This is a genomic window from Mycobacterium sp. ABE4_509 (assembly GCF_056160785.1).
Window position 1 is genome coordinate 42,127 of record NZ_JBSWXU010000017.1, and the last position, 17,559, is coordinate 59,685.

Annotated in this window: 18 protein-coding genes; 9 read left to right on the plus strand and 9 right to left on the minus strand. The window is 69.5% G+C overall.

Going from position 1 to position 17,559, the window contains the following annotated elements; all coding sequences use genetic code 11:
* Positions 1-12: 12 nt before the first annotated feature.
* On the minus strand, positions 13-1,038 hold the full coding sequence (locus tag ACXAID_RS06225; protein WP_475021314.1) for an ABC transporter permease: 1,026 nt from the start codon (positions 1,036-1,038) through the stop codon (positions 13-15).
* Between the two features lie 101 nt (positions 1,039-1,139).
* On the opposite strand from ACXAID_RS06225, the gene ACXAID_RS06230 reads away from it, so the two are divergent.
* Entirely contained in the window at positions 1,140-1,790 is a 651-nt protein-coding gene (locus tag ACXAID_RS06230) for a TetR/AcrR family transcriptional regulator (protein WP_475021315.1), read from the plus strand.
* Positions 1,791-1,798: 8 nt separating this feature from the next.
* On the opposite strand, the gene ACXAID_RS06235 is transcribed toward ACXAID_RS06230, so the two are convergent.
* Entirely contained in the window at positions 1,799-2,470 is a 672-nt protein-coding gene (locus tag ACXAID_RS06235; RefSeq protein ID WP_475021316.1) for a GAP family protein, read from the minus strand.
* A gap of 74 nt (positions 2,471-2,544) precedes the next feature.
* On the opposite strand from ACXAID_RS06235, the gene ACXAID_RS06240 reads away from it, so the two are divergent.
* The 6 genes from ACXAID_RS06240 to ACXAID_RS06265 all read left to right on the plus strand — a co-directional run bounded on the left by ACXAID_RS06240 (position 2,545) and on the right by ACXAID_RS06265 (position 8,175).
* Positions 2,545-3,942 carry a guanine deaminase gene (locus ACXAID_RS06240; protein WP_475021317.1) on the plus strand — a complete coding sequence of 466 codons (1,398 nt, stop codon included), beginning with the start codon at positions 2,545-2,547 and terminating at the stop codon, positions 3,940-3,942.
* A gap of 82 nt (positions 3,943-4,024) precedes the next feature.
* The gene (locus ACXAID_RS06245) at positions 4,025-4,522 is read left to right on the plus strand and encodes a GtrA family protein (protein ID WP_475021318.1); all 498 of its coding nucleotides are present in this window, start codon (positions 4,025-4,027) and stop codon (positions 4,520-4,522) included.
* Between the two features lie 121 nt (positions 4,523-4,643).
* The gene (locus tag ACXAID_RS06250) at positions 4,644-5,894 is read left to right on the plus strand and encodes an NRAMP family divalent metal transporter (protein WP_475021319.1); all 1,251 of its coding nucleotides are present in this window, start codon (positions 4,644-4,646) and stop codon (positions 5,892-5,894) included.
* Positions 5,895-5,903: 9 nt separating this feature from the next.
* Positions 5,904-6,512, plus strand: coding sequence for a 5-oxoprolinase subunit B family protein (locus ACXAID_RS06255; RefSeq protein WP_475021320.1), 609 nt, complete (start codon positions 5,904-5,906; stop codon positions 6,510-6,512).
* On the plus strand, positions 6,509-7,384 hold the full coding sequence (locus ACXAID_RS06260; RefSeq protein WP_475021321.1) for a 5-oxoprolinase subunit C family protein: 876 nt from the start codon (positions 6,509-6,511) through the stop codon (positions 7,382-7,384). The genes ACXAID_RS06255 and ACXAID_RS06260 overlap by 4 nt, the downstream gene beginning before the upstream one ends.
* Positions 7,381-8,175: a putative hydro-lyase gene (locus tag ACXAID_RS06265; RefSeq protein WP_475021322.1), complete on the plus strand. Its 795-nt coding sequence runs from the start codon at positions 7,381-7,383 to the stop codon at positions 8,173-8,175. Before ACXAID_RS06260 ends, ACXAID_RS06265 begins: the two co-directional genes overlap by 4 nt.
* Here the strand turns inward: ACXAID_RS06265 and ACXAID_RS06270 are convergent.
* The 7 genes from ACXAID_RS06270 to ACXAID_RS06300 form a co-directional block, all read right to left on the minus strand.
* Positions 8,172-8,558, minus strand: coding sequence for a VOC family protein (locus ACXAID_RS06270; RefSeq protein ID WP_475021323.1), 387 nt, complete (start codon positions 8,556-8,558; stop codon positions 8,172-8,174). The genes ACXAID_RS06265 and ACXAID_RS06270 overlap by 4 nt on opposite strands.
* On the minus strand, positions 8,555-9,415 hold the full coding sequence (locus ACXAID_RS06275; protein WP_475021324.1) for an ABC transporter permease: 861 nt from the start codon (positions 9,413-9,415) through the stop codon (positions 8,555-8,557). Before ACXAID_RS06275 ends, ACXAID_RS06270 begins: the two co-directional genes overlap by 4 nt.
* Positions 9,412-10,176, minus strand: a complete 765-nt coding sequence (locus ACXAID_RS06280; RefSeq protein ID WP_475021325.1) for an ABC transporter ATP-binding protein — start codon at positions 10,174-10,176, stop codon at positions 9,412-9,414. The genes ACXAID_RS06275 and ACXAID_RS06280 overlap by 4 nt, the downstream gene beginning before the upstream one ends.
* Entirely contained in the window at positions 10,173-10,880 is a 708-nt protein-coding gene (locus ACXAID_RS06285; RefSeq protein ID WP_475021326.1) for a GntR family transcriptional regulator, read from the minus strand. The genes ACXAID_RS06280 and ACXAID_RS06285 overlap by 4 nt, the downstream gene beginning before the upstream one ends.
* Positions 10,877-12,172: an FAD-binding oxidoreductase gene (locus tag ACXAID_RS06290; RefSeq protein WP_475021327.1), complete on the minus strand. Its 1,296-nt coding sequence runs from the start codon at positions 12,170-12,172 to the stop codon at positions 10,877-10,879. The genes ACXAID_RS06285 and ACXAID_RS06290 overlap by 4 nt, the downstream gene beginning before the upstream one ends.
* Positions 12,169-13,326 carry an ABC transporter substrate-binding protein gene (locus ACXAID_RS06295; protein WP_475021328.1) on the minus strand — a complete coding sequence of 386 codons (1,158 nt, stop codon included), beginning with the start codon at positions 13,324-13,326 and terminating at the stop codon, positions 12,169-12,171. The genes ACXAID_RS06290 and ACXAID_RS06295 overlap by 4 nt, the downstream gene beginning before the upstream one ends.
* Positions 13,327-13,411: 85 nt before the next feature.
* Complete coding sequence (locus ACXAID_RS06300) at positions 13,412-14,026, minus strand: CYTH domain-containing protein (RefSeq protein WP_475021329.1); 615 nt, start codon at positions 14,024-14,026, stop codon at positions 13,412-13,414.
* 161 nt (positions 14,027-14,187) lie between these two features.
* Between ACXAID_RS06300 and clpB the strand changes: the two genes are divergently transcribed.
* The gene (gene clpB / locus ACXAID_RS06305) at positions 14,188-16,734 is read left to right on the plus strand and encodes an ATP-dependent chaperone ClpB (RefSeq protein WP_475021330.1); all 2,547 of its coding nucleotides are present in this window, start codon (positions 14,188-14,190) and stop codon (positions 16,732-16,734) included.
* 166 nt (positions 16,735-16,900) lie between these two features.
* Positions 16,901-17,559 (plus strand): trehalose monomycolate transport factor TtfA (gene ttfA, locus ACXAID_RS06310; protein ID WP_475021331.1); only part of this gene is annotated, 659 nt, incomplete at its 3' end.

A 17,559-nucleotide genomic window follows, 5' to 3' on the forward strand; every position in this document is an offset into this window, starting at 1 on the left:
TTCGATCTTAAGTCACGGTGTCGGCCGTCTGCCGTGCCGCAGCGCGGCGGCGGCCAGCAGCGCCGCGCCGGCGAGCGCCCAGCACACCAGCACCGTGATCGCGGTCGACGCGCCGGCGCCGGCGAAGAACGCCGTGGAGCGCAGCAGTGTCGCGGTCGCGCCCTGCGGCAGGAACTGGCCCAGCGTTCCCCAGCCCGCAGGCAGCAGCTCCGGTGCGCTGGTCAGCCCCGAGAGCGGGTTGCCGATCAGCAGCGCGAGCAGCGCGCCGAGCGCGAGTCCCGCCTTGCCGAACAACGCCCCGAGGCCGAGCAGGAACAGTGCCGCGGCGGCCACCCCCAGCGTCAGCCCGGCGGTGACGCCCCAGAAGTTCTGCGTCGTGGAACCGAACACGAAACGAAGCAGTGCCGCGATCGTGACGCCGGACAGCGCCGCCGAGAGCAGGGCGGCTCCGAACTGGATGCCGTATCTGCGCGGCACCGCGAGGACCAACGCGATGGCAGGCAGCAATCCGGCGAGGGTCAGCGGCAGCGCCGAGGCGGCCAGGCCGGCCCCGCGCGGGTCGCGTGGTGAGGGCGGGGCGAGGTCCTCGATGCCGACGGGCATGCCGGTGCCCTGGTTGATCTGTTGGCCCAGCTGGGTCAGCAGCCCGGCGATCGCCGGGCTGGCGCCGGTGGCGATCAGCATCTCAGCCGGGGCGCCGGGTTCGGCCGGGGCCGCGATGCCGCCGTAGATCTCCCGGTCCCGGATGGCCCGCGCCAGCGCGTCGCGGCTCGGGTAGAAGGTCACGTCGAACGCCCCGGGCGCGTGCTGCTCGAGCATCCCGCTCAGCTGTCCGCCGGCGGCCTGCGGCCCGGCGGCGCCGATCGGCACGCCGTGCGGTTCGGACCGGGTCGCCGGGAGTGCGAACGCGATCGCCACGACGGCCAGTGCGGCGGTGATCGCGACGACGATGCCCGCCGCCCGCGCCGCCGGTGACGGCTGGTGTCCGGGGTGGGCGCGATGGGCGACCGGTGTCTGCGGGTGATGCGTCTGAGTCATCGTGACCACCTTTTCACTGAGTGTTGAATTAACAACCTGGTCCCGAGGTTAGGCGGCCGCTGACCAAATTTCAACAGCTACTGAAATGTTAGCCTTCGGATGTGGCTCCACCTGCACGAACAGCGCGTCGTCGTGGTCGACGAGAAGGTGAGCCGGTATCCCGGGATGCCGTCCTCACCGCAGCGAAGACACGGTTCGCCGAAGACGGCTACGAGAAGACGACGCTGCGCGCGATCGCCGCCGACGCCGGCGTGGACCCGTCGATGGTGCTCTACCTCTTCGGGTCGAAGAACGAACTGTTCCGAGAGTCCCTGCGGCTGATCATCGACCCGGGTGTCCTGGTCGCGGCCCTGCAGGGACAGTCAGCACCCGACGACCCCGACATCGGCGCCCGCATGGCGCGCACCTACCTGCGGGTGTGGGAGGCGCCGGAGACGGCTGCGAGCATCCGGGCGATGCTCGCCTCGGCGACGTCGAACCCCGATGCCCACGCGGCGTTCCGCTCCTTCATGCAGGACTACGTGCTGACCGCGTTGTCGGGCGTGCTCGGTGGGGGAGACGAGGCCCGGCTGCGTGCGGCGCTTGCCGGCAGCAGCCTGGTCGGCACCGCGATGCTGCGCTACCTGATGGCGGTCCCGCCGCTATCAGAACTGGACACCGAGGCTGTGGTCCAGATGGTGGCCCCGACCGTCACCCGGTATCTGACCGCCGACGCCGCCGAACTCAGGCTGCCCGCCGGCTTCGGCGGCTGACGCCCCCGTCACAGGCCGTGGATGCCCTTGTAGAACACCAGCAGGCCGATCACCACCAGGATCACCGCCACCAGAACCGCGTGCTGGCGCTCCATCCATTCCTTGAGCCGCTGCAGCGCGGGATCGAGGCGTTCACCCGAGATCGCGTAACTCAGGATCGGCGCCGCCACCGTGCTGGCCGCGATCAGCACGTACCAGATCTCCGCGACCCAGGCGCCCGCCGGCCGCAGCCCGGACGTGCCGATCGCCAAACCGGCTGCGGCGCAGATGAACAGCACCTTCGGATTGACAACGGTCAGCGCCAAACCGGTCCCGCCGGCCTTGGCCGGGGTCAGTGTGCTCATCTTCGTCATCCAGCTCGGCATGTGTGCGGACTTCTTGCGCTGTGTCCACCGGTAGATCCCGAAGATCACCAACGCCACCCCGACGATGATGCGCAACCACGACGCCCAGCTCGGCGGCTTGGCGCCCAGACCGCCCAGCAGGTTCGAGATCGCGATGAAGATCGCCGTCAGTGCGCTCAGGCCGACCAGCCACCCGGCCAGAAACGCCAGGCCGGTGGGACGCGGGCGCGGCGAATGCAGCACCAGCACCGCCGGGATGATCGTCAGCGGGGAGAGGGCGACCACCAGTGCCAGCGGAATGAGCTCGGTCAGGATTGCGCTCCAGATGTCCGACACCGAGCAAACCTAGCAAGTCGCGCAGCGCGGTGCTTGAGATCGTGGGACGGCGCCGGCGGCGCTATCGTCGCTGGATGACCCAGGTGCACCTCGGCCATGTTTTCCACATCGCCGGACAGCCCGCGGTGACCGAGGCCGCGCAGGCCCTGGTCGCGGTTCCCGATGGGGCCCTGGTCGTCGACGGTGACGGACGCATCGTGTTCTGCGGCCCCCGCGACGCGGTGCCGGCGCAGTACGCCACCGCCGCTGTGCACGACCACCGGCCGGGGTTCCTGCTGCCCGGTTTCGTCGACACCCACATCCATTTCCCGCAGACCTTCGCCGGCGATTCGTACGGCGGCGGGCAGCTGTTGGAGTGGCTCGAGCACTGCATCTTTCCCTCCGAAACCCGCCTCGCCGACCCGGAGTTCGCTCAGCGGGCCGCCGTCGAATTCTGCGACCGGCGGGTTGCCGCAGGCACCACGGCGGCCATGGTGTTCGGCTCGGCGTTTCCGCACGCCCAGAACGCGCTGTTCGCCGAAACCCGGCGGCGGGGTCTGCGCATCGTCAGTGGCCGCGGAATCCAGACCGTCGGCCCTTCCAGCGCTGCGGCGCTGCTCACCTCGGAGGAGGATGCGCTGCGGCTGACCGCTGAGGAGATCGACACCTGGCATGCGGCCGACACCGGTGACGTCGCCACCGCGCTGCTGCACGTCGCGATCGTCCCGCGGTTCTCCCTGTCGGTCACCGTCGCGACCCTGACCGCGCTCGGCGAACTCTACGAGTCGGTGCGTGACCGCGGCGTCTACGTGCACACCCACCTCAACGAGAACAACCGGCCCGGCACCGGTGAGATCGACAGCGTCAAACAGATGTACGGCGTCGACACCTATCTCGACACCTACGACGGCAAGTTCCTGCCCGGGTCCTCCGTGGGCGGCAAGAGCCTGTTGGGTCGCCGGACCATCCTGGCCCACTGCGTGCACTGTGCCGACACCGAATTGGAGCGGATGGCCGAGACCGGCACGTCGATCGCGCACTGTCCGGTCTCCCAGCTGTTCCTCGGTTCCGGGACGATGCCGTGGACGCGCACCGTGGAGTCCGGGGTGAACATCGCCGCCGGAACGGATTTCGGCGGCGGCGACGAGTGGCTGATCCCCCGTGTCCTCGGTGACGCCTTCAAGGTGCACATCAACGAACCGGGCGACGACAGTGTCTCCATGCACCCGGCCGAGATGTTGTTCGTCGGCACGCTGGCCGGGGCCCGCGCGCTGGACATGGAGGAACGCTTCGGCAACTTCGACGTGGGCAAGGAGGCCGACTTCCTCGTCATCGACCCGTCCGCGACACCGGCGCTGGCCGCCATGATCGGCGACGGTGTCCGTTCCGGCGATCCGGTGATGGCAGCGCACCAGACGCTTTTCGCGCTGCTGATGGGAATGCGCGAATCGTCGGTGGACCAGGTCTACGTGCAGGGCCGCCGGGTGAGCTGACACCTCCCGTAGTACGGCAGTGGTGGCCTGCCGTTCGCCGGTCGGTCACCGGCCCGACACCTGGCGAGGTCACAGTGGTTGCGTGTCAGGCGGGTTGACGCCGTCGGCAGCCGGGCCGGCGGAACCGGAACTGCGCGCACCCGAACGCTTCCATCTGTGGTGTGAGCGTGTGCTCGACCGCCTGCCGTGGCGGCTGGGCCGGCTGGTGGCCCCGACGTTCCTGGGCTTCTGCCTGATCAACAGCTTCACCTTCGGCGTGGACCTGGTGCTGCTGGTGACCCTGCACGGCCTGGCGCAGGTTCCCTACCCGGTCGCGGTGAGCGTGGCCTACGCCTGTGCGTTCGGATTGAGCTACGCACTCAACCGCTACTTCAATTTTCGGTCCCACGCCCCGGTCGGCCCGCAGGTGTCGATCTACGTCGTCGTGGTGATCGTCAACTACGTCGCCTTCATCCTCGCGGTGTCGTCGTTGCTGACCGCGCTCGGCGTCGACTACCGGCTGGCCCGCCTGATGGCCGGCGGCTGCGAGGCGGTCTACATGTACTCCGCGATGCGCTGGGTGGTTTTCCGGCGCGGCTAGCCGGGCACATTTACGACACCCGTATCACCGCTGTTACCGGCGTGAAACGGTGGCGGTCAACCCCTGATCGACATGTCCGTAGGGGGAGTCCCCGTTTCTGTCACGGTGAGGAAGGTCAGCAATGGCAGCATCTGAAGGCTCCGTGCATCAGCCGGTGGCGGCCGACAACGGCACGGGCGGAAAGCTCACCGAATCGCCGCGGGCCGCGCTGCTCGGGGCGATGTTCCTGATGGCCACCAGCGCGGTGGGCCCCGGCTTCATCACCCAGACCACCGACTTCACCATGAAGCTGGGTGCCGCATTCGCGTTCGCCATCGTCGCCTCGATCGTGATCGACTTCGCCGTCCAGCTCAACGTGTGGCGGGTGATCGGGGTGTCCGGGATCCGGGCACACGAGCTGGGCAACCGGGTGCTGCCCGGCGTCGGGTACGCGCTGGCCGCCCTGGTCGTGCTGGGCGGGCTGGTGTTCAACATCGGCAACACCAGTGGCGCCGGCCTGGGCACCGACGCGATGTTCGGCCTCGATCCGCGCATCGGCGGCGCCGTCTCGGCGCTGATCGCGATCGGGGTCTTCCTGAGCAAGCGGGCCGGTGTCGCGCTCGACCGGATCGTCGTGGTCCTCGGTGCCGGGATGATCGCGATGACGGCCTACACCGCGTTCGTGTCGAAACCGCCGCTGGGTGAGGCGCTGCGCAATGCGGTGCTGCCCGAATCGATCAACTTCCTCGCGATCACCACGATCGTCGGCGGGACGGTGGGCGGCTACATCACCTATGCCGGTGCGCACCGCCTGCTCGACACCGGAGTCACCGGCCCCGACAACGTCGGCCGGATCACCAGCACCTCGGTGTACGGCATCGTCGTCACCGGAGTGATGCGGGCGCTGCTGTTCCTGGCGATCCTGGGGGTGACCGCCGGTGGTGCCAGCCTGGCCTCCGACAACCCCACCGCGTCGGCGTTCGAGGCCGCGCTCGGCACCGCCGGAGGGGTGTTCTTCGGTGTCATCCTGTGGGCGGCGGCCATCACGTCGGTGATCGGCGCGGCCTACACCTCGGTGTCGTTCATGACGAAGTCGGACACCTCGCGGCGCACGCAGAACATCCTGACGGTGGGCTTCATCGCGCTCAGCGCCGTGCTGTTCGTGATGCTCGGCGCGGCCCCGGTGAAGTTGCTCGTCTTCGCCGGCGCCTTCAACGGCCTCATCCTGCCGATCGGCTTCACCGTGGTGGTGTGGGTCGCCTGGATGCGCCGCGACCTGCTGGGCGGATACCGGTATCCGGTGTGGCTCAAGAGTATTGCAGTGGCGGTCTGGCTGCTGACGCTGTATCTGGGATGGATGTCGTTGAGCGGCCTGTCCGACCTGTGGAGCTGAGGAACACCCATGAGACTGCTGAACTACGGCACCCGCGCGGTGCTCGTGGAGCTCGACGAAGCCGAGGACGTGCTGGCGTGGTCGACCGCGATCGAGTCGGCCGATCTGCAGATCACCGACGTGGTGCCCGGGGCGCGCACCGTGTACGTGTCGGCCGCCGGCCCCGAACACCTCGAGACGGTGCGCGATGTGATCGCCGGGCTGAGGCCCGCCGAGCTCGCGGCGACCACCGGCGAGGTGACCGAGGTGCCCACCGTGTACGACGGACCGGACCTCGCCGATGTGGCCCGACTCACCGGGCTGGCCCCCGACGAGGTCGTTGCCGCACACACGAAGCGGCAGTGGCGGGTCGCGTTCACCGGGTTCGCTCCCGGCTTCGGCTACCTGGTCTGCGACGACAACCCGCTCGCCGTTCCCCGCCGCGATGAGCCGCGCACCTCGGTCCCGGCCGGATCGGTCGGCCTGGCAGGGGAATTCAGCGGGATCTATCCGACGTCGTCCCCGGGCGGCTGGCAGCTCATCGGCCGTACCGAACTGCCGCTGTTCGATGTGGACCGCTCCCCACCGGCCCTGCTGAGCCCCGGTGGCCTGGTGCAATTCGTGGCGGTGCAGCGATGAGCGGATATCTCGACATCCTCGACGGCGGTCCGCAGAGCACCGTGCAGGACCTCGGGCGGCCCGGGCATGCGGCCATCGGGGTCGGCTGTGCCGGCGCCGCCGATCAAGGGTCCTATGCGCTGGCCAATCGGCTGGTCGGCAATCCGGAGGGGGTTGCCGCGCTGGAGGTGCTGCTCGGCGGCCTGCGCTTCCGGGCCGGCACCGCCCTGGTCTTCGCCGTCACCGGGGCCGAGGCCGATGTGGTGGCCGACACCGGAAGTCGCCGGGTGGTACTGGGGCACAACTCCCGTCACCATGTCGATGCCGGCACGACCGTCGAGATCGGACAGGCCCGCAACGGCCTGCGGTGCTATGTGGCCGTGCGCGGCGGGCTGGACGTACCGGCCGTGCTCGGCTCGCGCAGTCGGGACACCCTCGCCGAGATCGGCCCGGAGCCGCTGCAGGCCGGCGACATCCTGAGGACCGGAACGCAGGTGCTGGACCTGCCGGCCACCGACCTCGCCCCCGGTGAGCCGCTGGGTGAACAGCACACCCTGCGGGTGGTCCGCGGACCCAGAGACGACTGGCTCGACGACGCCGAGGCGCTGGTCGACACCAGGTGGGTGGTGTCGGACCGGGTCAGCCGGGTCGGCGCCCGGCTGACCCCGCAGCAGGCCCCCCGGCTGCGGCTGCGCGACCCGGATCGCCAGTTGCCCAGCGAGGGAGTAGGTCTCGGCGCCATTCAGGTTCCTCCGGGCGGTGAGCCGGTAATCTTCCTCGCCGACCACCCGGTGACCGGCGGCTATCCGGTGGCCGGCGTGCTGGTCGACGAGGACGTCGACCGGGCCGCGCAACTGCGACCCGGCGCCGAGGTCCGGCTGGCCTGGGCATGAGTATCTGCGCCGATCCGGCTGCGGTCGCACCGGCACAGGCGCGGCGGCGTTTCCGGGACGGACTCGTGGTTCCCACCGCCGGCTGGTCGGCCGGCTATGCGCAGGCAAACCTGATCGCGGTGCCGCGCGACTACGCGTTCGAGGTGTTGCTGTTCGCCCAACGCAACCCGAAACCCTGTCCGCTGCTCGACGTTCTGGACCTCGGGGCCCACGCCGGGCCGCTGTTCGCCGACGGCGACGTGCGCACCGACATCCCCGCCTATCGCATCTACGTCGACGGTGAGATGGTGGCGCAGACCCCGGACGCCACCGGGTACTGGCGAGACGACCTGGTGGCGTTCGTGATCGGCTGCAGCTTCACCTTCGAATCGGCGCTCCGCGATTCCGGGGTGCCGGTGCGCCACATCGAGGCGGGCACCAACGTTCCGATGTACCGCACCAACCGGATGTGCCGGCCCGCCGGCCGGATCCGCGGACCGCTGGTGGTGTCCATGCGGCCGATTCCGGCAGACCGGGTGGCCGACGCGGTGCGGATCACCTCGCGCTACCCGTCGGTGCACGGGGCGCCGGTCCGGGTGGGCGATCCGGCGGCGCTGGGCATCACCGACATCGAATCGCCGGACTTCGGTGACCCGGTGCAGATCCGGCCCGGGGAGATCCCGGTGTTCTGGGCCTGCGGGGTCACCCCGCAGGCCGCGGTCATGCAGAGCCGGCCACCGCTGGCGATCGGCCACGCGCCCGGCCACATGCTGATCACCGACCTGCCGGACGCGGAGCTGGTGGTGCCCTAACGGTCGGGGCTGTCCGGGTCGTAGCGGACGAACTGCACGGTCAGGCCGCCGTCGTCGGCCAGCATCGCCGAGTCCGCCTTGGCCGCCGCCATCCGGTACGGCGGCCGCCGCACCTGCAGCGGTGCCGGCGCGGCAGCCGCACTCTCGTCGACGTCGTCGACCTCGAACGCGATGTGCGCGAAACCGTCCCCGCTCGACTCGATGAGCTCGAGCTTGAAACCGCGCTCGTCGGCGAGCAGCGCGATCCGCCGGCTGGGGTCGGCGTTGAGCGTGCCGACCCGCCGCACTGCCATGCCCAGCTGTTGCAGCAGCGCGATCCGGTCGTCGAAATCGCCGACCTCCAAGGCGATGTGGTCCAGGCGACCGCTACCGTTCGGGCTCACCGGCCGGGCCCCGTCCATGCGCCGGTCACCCGCTGCCCGAGCCAGCCGATGAACCAGAACACCACGATGCCCAGCGAGGACGACGCGAAGATCGCTGCGATCAGCCCTTCGTAGTCCAGGTTCGCGCGGTAGATGTCCAGTAGCCTGCCGATCCCGGGATACCCCTGGCGGAAGAAGAAGTCGCTGACGATCGCGCCGATCACCGACAACCCGCCGGCGATCCGGATCCCGGTGAACATCGCCGGCAGCGCGTTGGGGAACGCGATGGTGCGCAACCTGGTCCAGCGCGAAGCGTTGTGCAGGGTGGCCAGGTCGTGCAGACCCGGATCGGCGGACTTGAGCCCGAACAGGGTGTTGGTGATGATGGGGAACAGGCTCATCACCACGCACACGATCACCCGGCTGGAGAAGTTGAACCCCAGCCACAGCCCGACCAGCGGCACGATCGCGACGATCGGAAGTGTCTGCACGATCACCGCGTACGGATATATCGACTCCTCGACCCACCGCGCCTGGCTCATCAGGACCGCGATCGTGACGCCGACGACGATGGCCACCAGCAGCCCGGTCAGTGCGACGGTCGCGGTCTGGGTGAGCGCGGCGAAGATCTCCGCCCGCGACACCGGGTCGATCAACCCGGTGCGGGCGACCGCCCACGGCGGCGGGAGCAGGAACCGGCGCCGTTCGTCGAGCGCCACATAGGTGACCGCCAGCCACAGCCCGAGGCCGGCGAGCAGCACCAGCGAGGGCAGCGCGATGCGGCGGATCCGCTGTGCGGCACGTCGATCCGATCTGCCGGTGGTGCCGTCGGGGGCCGAAACGCGGGGCTCCGTGGTGGTGGTGGTGGTGGTGTTCATCGGCTCACCGCCCGCAGCGCATCGGAGGCCTCGGCACACACCGCGGCGAACTGCGCCGAGTAGCGCAGTTCGGCGCCGCGCGGGTAGTCGAACGGCACCGGGATGTCGGCGACGATGCGGCCCGGACGGGGCGACATCACCACCACCCGGGTGCCCAGGTACACCGCCTCGGGAATCGAATGCGTCACGAACACACCGGCGAACGGAGCACTGCGGAAGACCTCGATGAGCTCGTCGTTGAGCCGTTCGCGGCTGAGTTCGTCGAGTGCGCCGAACGGTTCGTCGAACAGGAAGACCTCCGGACGCAGCGTCATCGACCGGGCGATCGACGCGCGCATCTTCATCCCGCCGGAGAGTTGGCGGGGATAGTGCTTCTCGAATCCGGACAGGTTGACCTTGTCGATCGCCTCCTGGGCGAGGGCGCGGCGCTGCGCACGGCCGATGCCGTTGAGTTCGGCCAGGTAGCTGACGTTGCCCAGCAGCGTGCGCCACGGCATCAGGGTGGGGTCCTGGAACACGTAGCCCAACTCGCCGCGCACCGCGACCGACCCGGCCGTGGGTGCGAGCAGGCCCGACGCCAGCTTGAGAACCGTCGACTTACCGCACCCGGAGGCGCCGACGATGCTGACCATCTGGCCGCGTGACACCTGCAGGTCGATACCGTCGAGCACCTCGGTGCCGTCCGGGTAGCGCATGCTCACCCCGGCCAGCCGCAGACCGTGGGTGGCCCGGTCGGTGGGCGGGGCCGCGACGGCGCTCACACCACGCCCTCGATCGGGTCGCGCCGGTATTTCAGCGAGAAGTCCTGGGTGGCCTGGCTGATGTGGACACACATCAGCTGATCGGCGCCGTCGGCGTCGCCGGCCTCGATGGCGTTGAGCAGGTCGGCGTGTTCCTGCCAGGACGCCGGGGCCCGATTGCCGACGTCGATCGAGTACATCCAGGCCACCTTCTTCATCAGCCCGGCGATGATGCGCCGGGCGACCTCGTTGCCGCTGGCCTGGGCCAGCAGGTCGTGGTATTCGGTGTTCAGCGCGGCCAGTTCGTCCAACCTGCCCTGGCTCATCGCGTGCCGCGCCTGGTCCATCACCCGGTGCAGCTCGGCGACATGGCGGTCGGTGCGGCGCAGGGCCGCCGAACGGGCGATGAGCGTCTCGAGGTTGGCCCGGACCTCGAGAATGCCGCGCGCCTCGTCCTCGTCGATGCGCGCCACCAGCACTCCGCGGCCGGGACGCGAGACCAGGAACCCCTCCGACTCGAGCACCCGCATCGCCTCGCGCACCGGGTTGCGCGAGACGCCGAACTCGGCGGCGACCTCGACCTCACCGAGCGCGGTGCCGGGTGGCCGCCAGCCCTTGATGATCTCCTCTCGCAGGCGGTGGGCGACCCGTTCGTGCAACGGGTCGAGCCGTGACCTGCGGGCGAGTTCGTCGGTCAACGCGGTGCCCCCTTTCGACGACGTCACTGCCGCACCAGCTTGCCGGGGTTGAGTAGACCTCGCGGGTCGAAGGCGGCCGCCGCCTCCCGGAACCCGTCCAGCCCGCCGTGGCTGCCCACCAGCCAGGTGTGCGGATTGACCACCACCACACCGAGTTCGCGCAGGGCGGAGATACCGGCGGCCAGGGTCTCGTCGTCGACCCAGGTGGACAGCAGCAGCCCGGAGAAACCCTTGCCGTACCGCCGGGGAGCGTTGCCGTCCAGATGGATTCGCGCCCCGGGCAACGTCGCCCGCACGGCCGCTTCGTGCTCGACGATGGCCGGACCGCGGATCTGCACCGCTGCCAGACCGCGATCGGAACGGTAGGCCCGCAGCGTGCTGTGGTTGTAGACGCTGCTCATCATGGCGCGCACGGCCGAGTTGTCGACCGCGCTCACCCGGCCGCCGGCGGCCTCGATGATCGACACGCCCTCCTCGACGGTGCCCACCTCGAGCATGGCCCGCAGCAGCACGGCACCGTCGTGGCCGTCGTGTGAGATGAATGTCTCCCAGACGGCCCGGTCGTCGACCGAGATCGCCCTGGGCGGCACCGGCAGGTCCATCAGCTCCCGGCCGGCCCGGGTGGCCTCGGTCAGCGTGTCGAACGCGGCGAACAGCACGGTGCGCTCCCGGCGGGGTGCGGTGGCCAGCCGGGCGCCGGTGATGATCCCGGTGGTGCCGTAGGCGTGCAGGAACCGGTCCAAGGCTTCACCCGAGACCGTCGCCGGCGCAGGATCTTCCAGGCAGCCGACCACGGTGAGTTGGCGGACCCAGCCATCCCAGATGGAGCCGAACTCGATCGACCCGATGCCCTGGTTGCCGCCGGAGAGGAACCCGGCGACGGTGCTGGTGACGGTGCTGGGCATCACGGCGACCTCGCGGTCGTGGGTGGCGAGCACCTGTTCGAGTTCGGCGAAGGTGACTCCGGCCTCGACGAAGACGCTGTCCTCGGTGACATCGGCGATGTCGGTGAGCCGGGTGGTGTCGAGCACGATCCCGGGTGCCATCGGGACCGATTGGCCGTAATTGCTGGTGCCGGTGCCGCGCGGGGTCACCGCGAGCCCGCGGCGGTGGGCGAAGGCGAGCACCGCGGCGACCTCGGCGGTGGATCCCGGGCGCACGGCGACCGCCGCGGTCACCGGGCGCAGATCGCGGGACAGGATCGGGGAGAGCCAGGAGAAGTCCCGGGACAGCCGGTCGAGCACGTCGGGCCGGGTCTCGACGCCGGTCTCGCCGACGAGCTCGGTGAGCTCGTCGGCGAGGTCAGCGGACACTGTCACAGGCCGATCTCCGGATCGATGAACTCGTTGGTGTAGACGACGGCCGGATCGTCGACCTGGACGAAGTCGGGATTGCTCTCCGCGAGGATCGGGGTGATCAGGGTGGCGAACTCGGTGACGCGGGCCGGGTCGAAGTCGCCGAGCGTGCCGTCGCTGCCGTTGCCGACGACACCGCGATCGCGCATGGTCTCGGTCGCGAACTCGTTGGCGTCGGAGGTCAGGGTCCACGAGCTGGCCAGCTCCTCGACGATCGAGACCAGTCGCTCGTTCATCGGACCCGGGTCGGTCATGTAGTCCACCTGGGCCTGCTGCAGCAGCGGCACCAGCCCGGCCAGACATTCACGTTGCTCCTCGAGCTTCTCCGGGGTGACGCCCAGCGCGTTCTCGTAGGGGTTGTAGCCGGCCTCGGCCAGCAGCAGCGAGCCCACCGGCTTGCCCCACTCCGGGAAGTCGTGCTCGTAGGTGTAGGGCTCGCTGGTGACGTAGCCCTGCTGCACGACCTCCCCGTCGCTGGCGATCAGGCGGGACGGGGAGCCGTCGTAGCTGTCGTCGATCTGATCGGCGTTGAGTTCGCCCTCGCCGACGAAATAGGTCACCCACGGATCGTCGGACCCGTAGACCAGGACCGGCAGCCCGGAGGCCCCGATGTCGGACATCGAGCCGAAGTCGTGCTTCTCGGGGTCCCACAGCAGCACCTGCGGGCTCTGCTCGAGCGGGGCGAACACCGACACGGTGGGGAACTCGGCGTTGAGGTTGAGCGCCTCGTCGGTGTTGACCTCGCCGAGCAGGATCTCGGGATCCTGGTAGAGCATCGACACCGCGGACTGATCGCCGACGTAGGGGCCGCCGACCCGGACCTCGAGGTCGACGCCGGTGGAGCCCAGCGGGCCGACGTAGGCGCCCTTGTCGACGTCGACGACGCCCTGGGTGCCGATGAGTTGATACAGATAGCCCCGCTCGGGCTGGGGGAACCAGCCGGTCTGGACGATCACCGTCTCGGGGCACACGCCGGACAGGTCGGTGCTGTAGGCCGAGGCGGCGCGCTCGTCGGAAGAACCCTCCGGGGCGGGGTCGGACGAACAGGCGGCCAGCGCGGCGACCGATCCGGCCGCCAGAAGCACCGAGGCGGTGCGGGCAATCTTGTATACAGGCATGCCCGCAATCTTGTGGGCGAGTCGTTTCGAGTGTGTGTCGCTGCTGTGAAGATCGCGTTGGGTCGCTGGCGGCCGCCGCCGCGGGTCAGCTGCCCTCGAACTGATTCCGGCCCAGGCTGTCGACGAAACGCGGCCCGACTGCGTCGAGTTCGCGGTGGTAGTCCCGGGCCCACGAGCCGAATGGATGCTCGGCCAGGTATTCGTTGCGAAAGCGGTCGTCCTCTGACACCTCGGTGGTGCAGAAGGACGGGATCGCCAGGTCGACCACCGGTCCGTCGCGCTCGACCTCGGCCAGCAGCAGGGGTGTGTTGCCGGCCAGGAAACGGTCGATGACCCAGCCGTCCTCGCCCAACCACACCGCGGAGCGCACCTTGAGGACGACGTGCGCCGCGCGCGACACGATCTGGCCGGCCACCAGTGGGTCGAGATCGCGTTCGGCCTCGTAGCGGGTGCCGCCCGCGGCGGGACCCTTGGCGGTCATGGTGCCGAGCGCGTCCTCGCCCAGTGCGGTCACGAGCTCGGCGGCGGTGGCGTCCAGGTCGGTGGGCGCCGGCCCCTGGAGGCGCACGCGTACCGCGTAGCCGTCGGCGGCGAACAGATAGGCCTGGGCGATGAGGATGGGGCTCGGGTCCGATGCCGCCACGGCCGGCATGTCGAGCAGGAAGAACTTCCGTTCGAACTCGAACTCGTCGTCGGCCATCTGCGGACGTTAACCGCGTCGGCGCCGGTGGCCGCGCAGATCGGGTCCGTGTCTGCGGGCGAAGACCGAAACAAATTCGTTAGACTTGAGCGGAACAGACTCAACCTTGACTGTGTTGGTCTAGGCGACAAGCATTTTCTCATCCGACGAATGGAGGTGTCGTGGACTCGTTCAACCCGACCACGAAGACCCAGGCGGCGCTGACCTCGGCGTTGCAGGCGGCCACGGCCGCGGGCAACCCGCAGATCATGCCCGCTCATCTGTTGATGGCGCTGCTGACGCAGAACGACGGCATCGCCGCCCCGCTGCTGGAGGCGGTCGGAGTTGACCCGGCCACGATCCGGGCCGAGGCGGAGCGTCTGGCCGGCAGGCTGCCCAGCGCCAGTGGCGCCAGCGCAACCCCGCAGCTGTCGCGCGAATCGATCGCCGCGGTGACGGTGGCCCAACAGCTGGCCACCGAGATGGACGACGAATACGTCTCCACCGAGCATCTGCTGGTCGGGCTGGCCACCGGCGATTCCGACGTGGCCAAGCTGCTGACCGGCCACGGCGCCTCGCCGGAGGCGCTGCGCGAGGCGTTCACCAAGGTCCGCGGCAGTGCCCGGGTCACCAGTCCCGATCCCGAGGGCAGCTACCAGGCGCTGGAGAAGTACTCCACCGACCTGACCGCCCGGGCCCGCGAAGGCAAGCTCGACCCGGTCATCGGCCGCGACAACGAGATCCGTCGCGTCGTGCAGGTGCTGAGCCGGCGCACCAAGAACAACCCGGTGCTCATCGGCGAACCCGGCGTCGGCAAGACGGCGATCGTGGAGGGCCTCGCGCAACGCGTGGTGGCCGGGGACGTTCCCGAGAGCCTGCGCGACAAGACCGTCATCTCGCTGGACCTCGGCTCGATGGTGGCCGGCGCCAAGTACCGCGGCGAATTCGAGGAACGGCTCAAGGCCGTCCTCGACGAGATCAAGGACTCCGCCGGGCAGATCATCACCTTCATCGACGAGCTGCACACCATCGTCGGCGCCGGCGCGACCGGTGAATCGGCGATGGACGCCGGCAACATGATCAAGCCGATGCTCGCCCGCGGTGAGCTGCGGCTGGTCGGAGCGACCACGCTCGACGAGTACCGCAAGTACATCGAGAAGGACGCCGCACTGGAACGCCGCTTCCAGCAGGTGCTGGTCGGCGAACCGTCCCCCGAGGACACCGTCGGCATCCTGCGCGGGCTCAAGGAACGCTACGAGGTGCACCACGGCGTGCGCATCACCGACTCGGCGCTCGTCGCGGCGGCCACGCTGTCCGACCGCTACATCACCAGCCGGTTCCTGCCCGACAAGGCCATCGACCTGGTCGACGAGGCCGCCTCACGGCTGCGGATGGAGATCGACTCCCGCCCGGTCGAGATCGACGAGGTGGAACGCCTGGTGCGGCGCCTCGAGATCGAGGAGATGGCGCTGTCCAAGGAAGAGGACGTCGCCTCCAAGGAACGCCTGGACAAGTTGCGTGGCGAGCTGGCCGACTACAAGGAGAAGTTGTCCGAGCTCACCACCCGCTGGCAGAACGAGAAGGGCGCCATCGACGTGGTCCGCGAGCTCAAGGAGCAGCTCGAGGATCTGAAAGGGGCGGCCGACCGGGCCGAACGCGACGGCGACCTGGCCAAGGCCGCCGAGCTGCGCTACGGGCGCATCCCCGAGGTCGAGAAGAAGCTCGCCTCGGCCGTTCCGCAGGCCGAGGCCCGCGAGAACGTGATGCTCAAAGAGGAGGTCGGTCCCGACGACATCGCCGAGGTGGTGTCGGCGTGGACCGGTATCCCGGCCGGCCGGATGCTCGAGGGCGAGACGGCCAAGCTGCTGCGCATGGAAGACGAGCTGGGCCAGCGCGTCGTCGGTCAGAAGAAGGCCGTGCAGGCGGTCTCTGATGCGGTGCGCAGGAGCCGGGCAGGCGTCGCCGACCCGAACCGGCCGACCGGTTCGTTCATGTTCCTGGGCCCGACCGGCGTCGGCAAGACCGAGCTGGCCAAGGCGCTGGCTGAGTTCCTGTTCGACGACGAACGCGCGATGGTGCGCATCGACATGAGCGAGTACGGGGAGAAGCACTCGGTGGCCCGCCTGGTCGGTGCCCCTCCCGGCTACGTCGGCTACGACCAGGGCGGTCAGCTGACCGAGGCGGTGCGGCGGCGCCCGTACACGGTGATCCTGTTCGACGAGATCGAAAAGGCCCACCCGGACGTGTTCGACGTGCTGCTGCAGGTGCTCGACGAGGGCCGGCTGACCGACGGTCAGGGCCGCACGGTCGACTTCCGCAACACCATCCTGATCCTGACCTCCAACCTGGGTGCCGGCGGCACGGAGGAGCAGGTGATGGCGGCGGTGCGGGCGGCCTTCAAACCCGAGTTCATCAACCGGCTCGACGACGTGATCATGTTCGACGCGCTGACCGCCGACGAGCTGGTCGACATCGTCGACATCCAGCTGGCCCAGCTCGACAAGCGGCTGGCCCAGCGCCGGCTCACCCTCGAGGTGTCGCTGGATGCCAAGAAGTGGCTGGCCGAGCGCGGTTTCGACCCGCTCTACGGGGCGCGGCCGCTGCGCCGGCTGGTCCAGCAGGCCATCGGCGACCAGCTGGCCAAGAAGCTGCTCGCCGGCGAGATCGCCGACGGCGACGCGGTGCCGGTGAACGTCGGCCCGGACGGCGACTCGCTGGTGCTGGGCTGATCCTGGTCACGCGCCGAAACGGCATTCCGGCAGCGAAAGTGCGAGAGCGCGGCTGCCGGAATGCCATTTCGACGGATGGGTGGCGGCCGGGGTGCGGCAAGGGTGATCGGGTCGTGATCGGCTCTGGTTCGGGGATAAGCGCCCGGAGAAGTTAGGCTAGGACGTAATGGTCCCGCTCTGGTTCACGCTGTCCGCGCTCTGTTTCGTGAGTGCGGCCGTATTGCTGTACGTCGACCAGGATCGACGTCGCGGTCTGGGCCGTCGCCGCAAGTCCTGGGCGAAGTCGCACGGGTTCGACTACGAGGCCGAATCCACCGATATCCGGCAGCGCTGGAAGCGCGGCGTGATGTCCACCGTCGGCGACGTCACCGCCCGCAACGTCGTCCTCGGCCAGATCCGGGGCGAGGCGGTCTTCATCTTCGACCTCGAGGATGTGGCGACCGTCATCGCGCTGCACCGCAAGGTGGGCACCAACGTCGTCGTCGACCTGCGGCTCAAGGGGCTCAAGGAGCCCCGCGAGAGCGACATCTGGCTGCTCGGCGCGATCGGGCCCCGGATGGTGTACTCGACGAACCTCGACGCCGCCCGACGCGCCTGTGACCGCCGGATGGTCACCTTCGCCCACACCGCGCCGGACTGCGCCGAGATCATGTGGAACGAGCAGAACTGGACGCTGGTCAGCATGCCGATCACCAGCACCCGTGCGCAGTGGGACGAGGGTCTGCGCACCGTGCGCCAGTTCAACGATCTGCTGCGGGTGCTGCCGCCGGTTCCGTCGGCGGCCCCCGCCCAGCCCGTGCCGCGGCGCAGCGGCTCGCCCAGCCG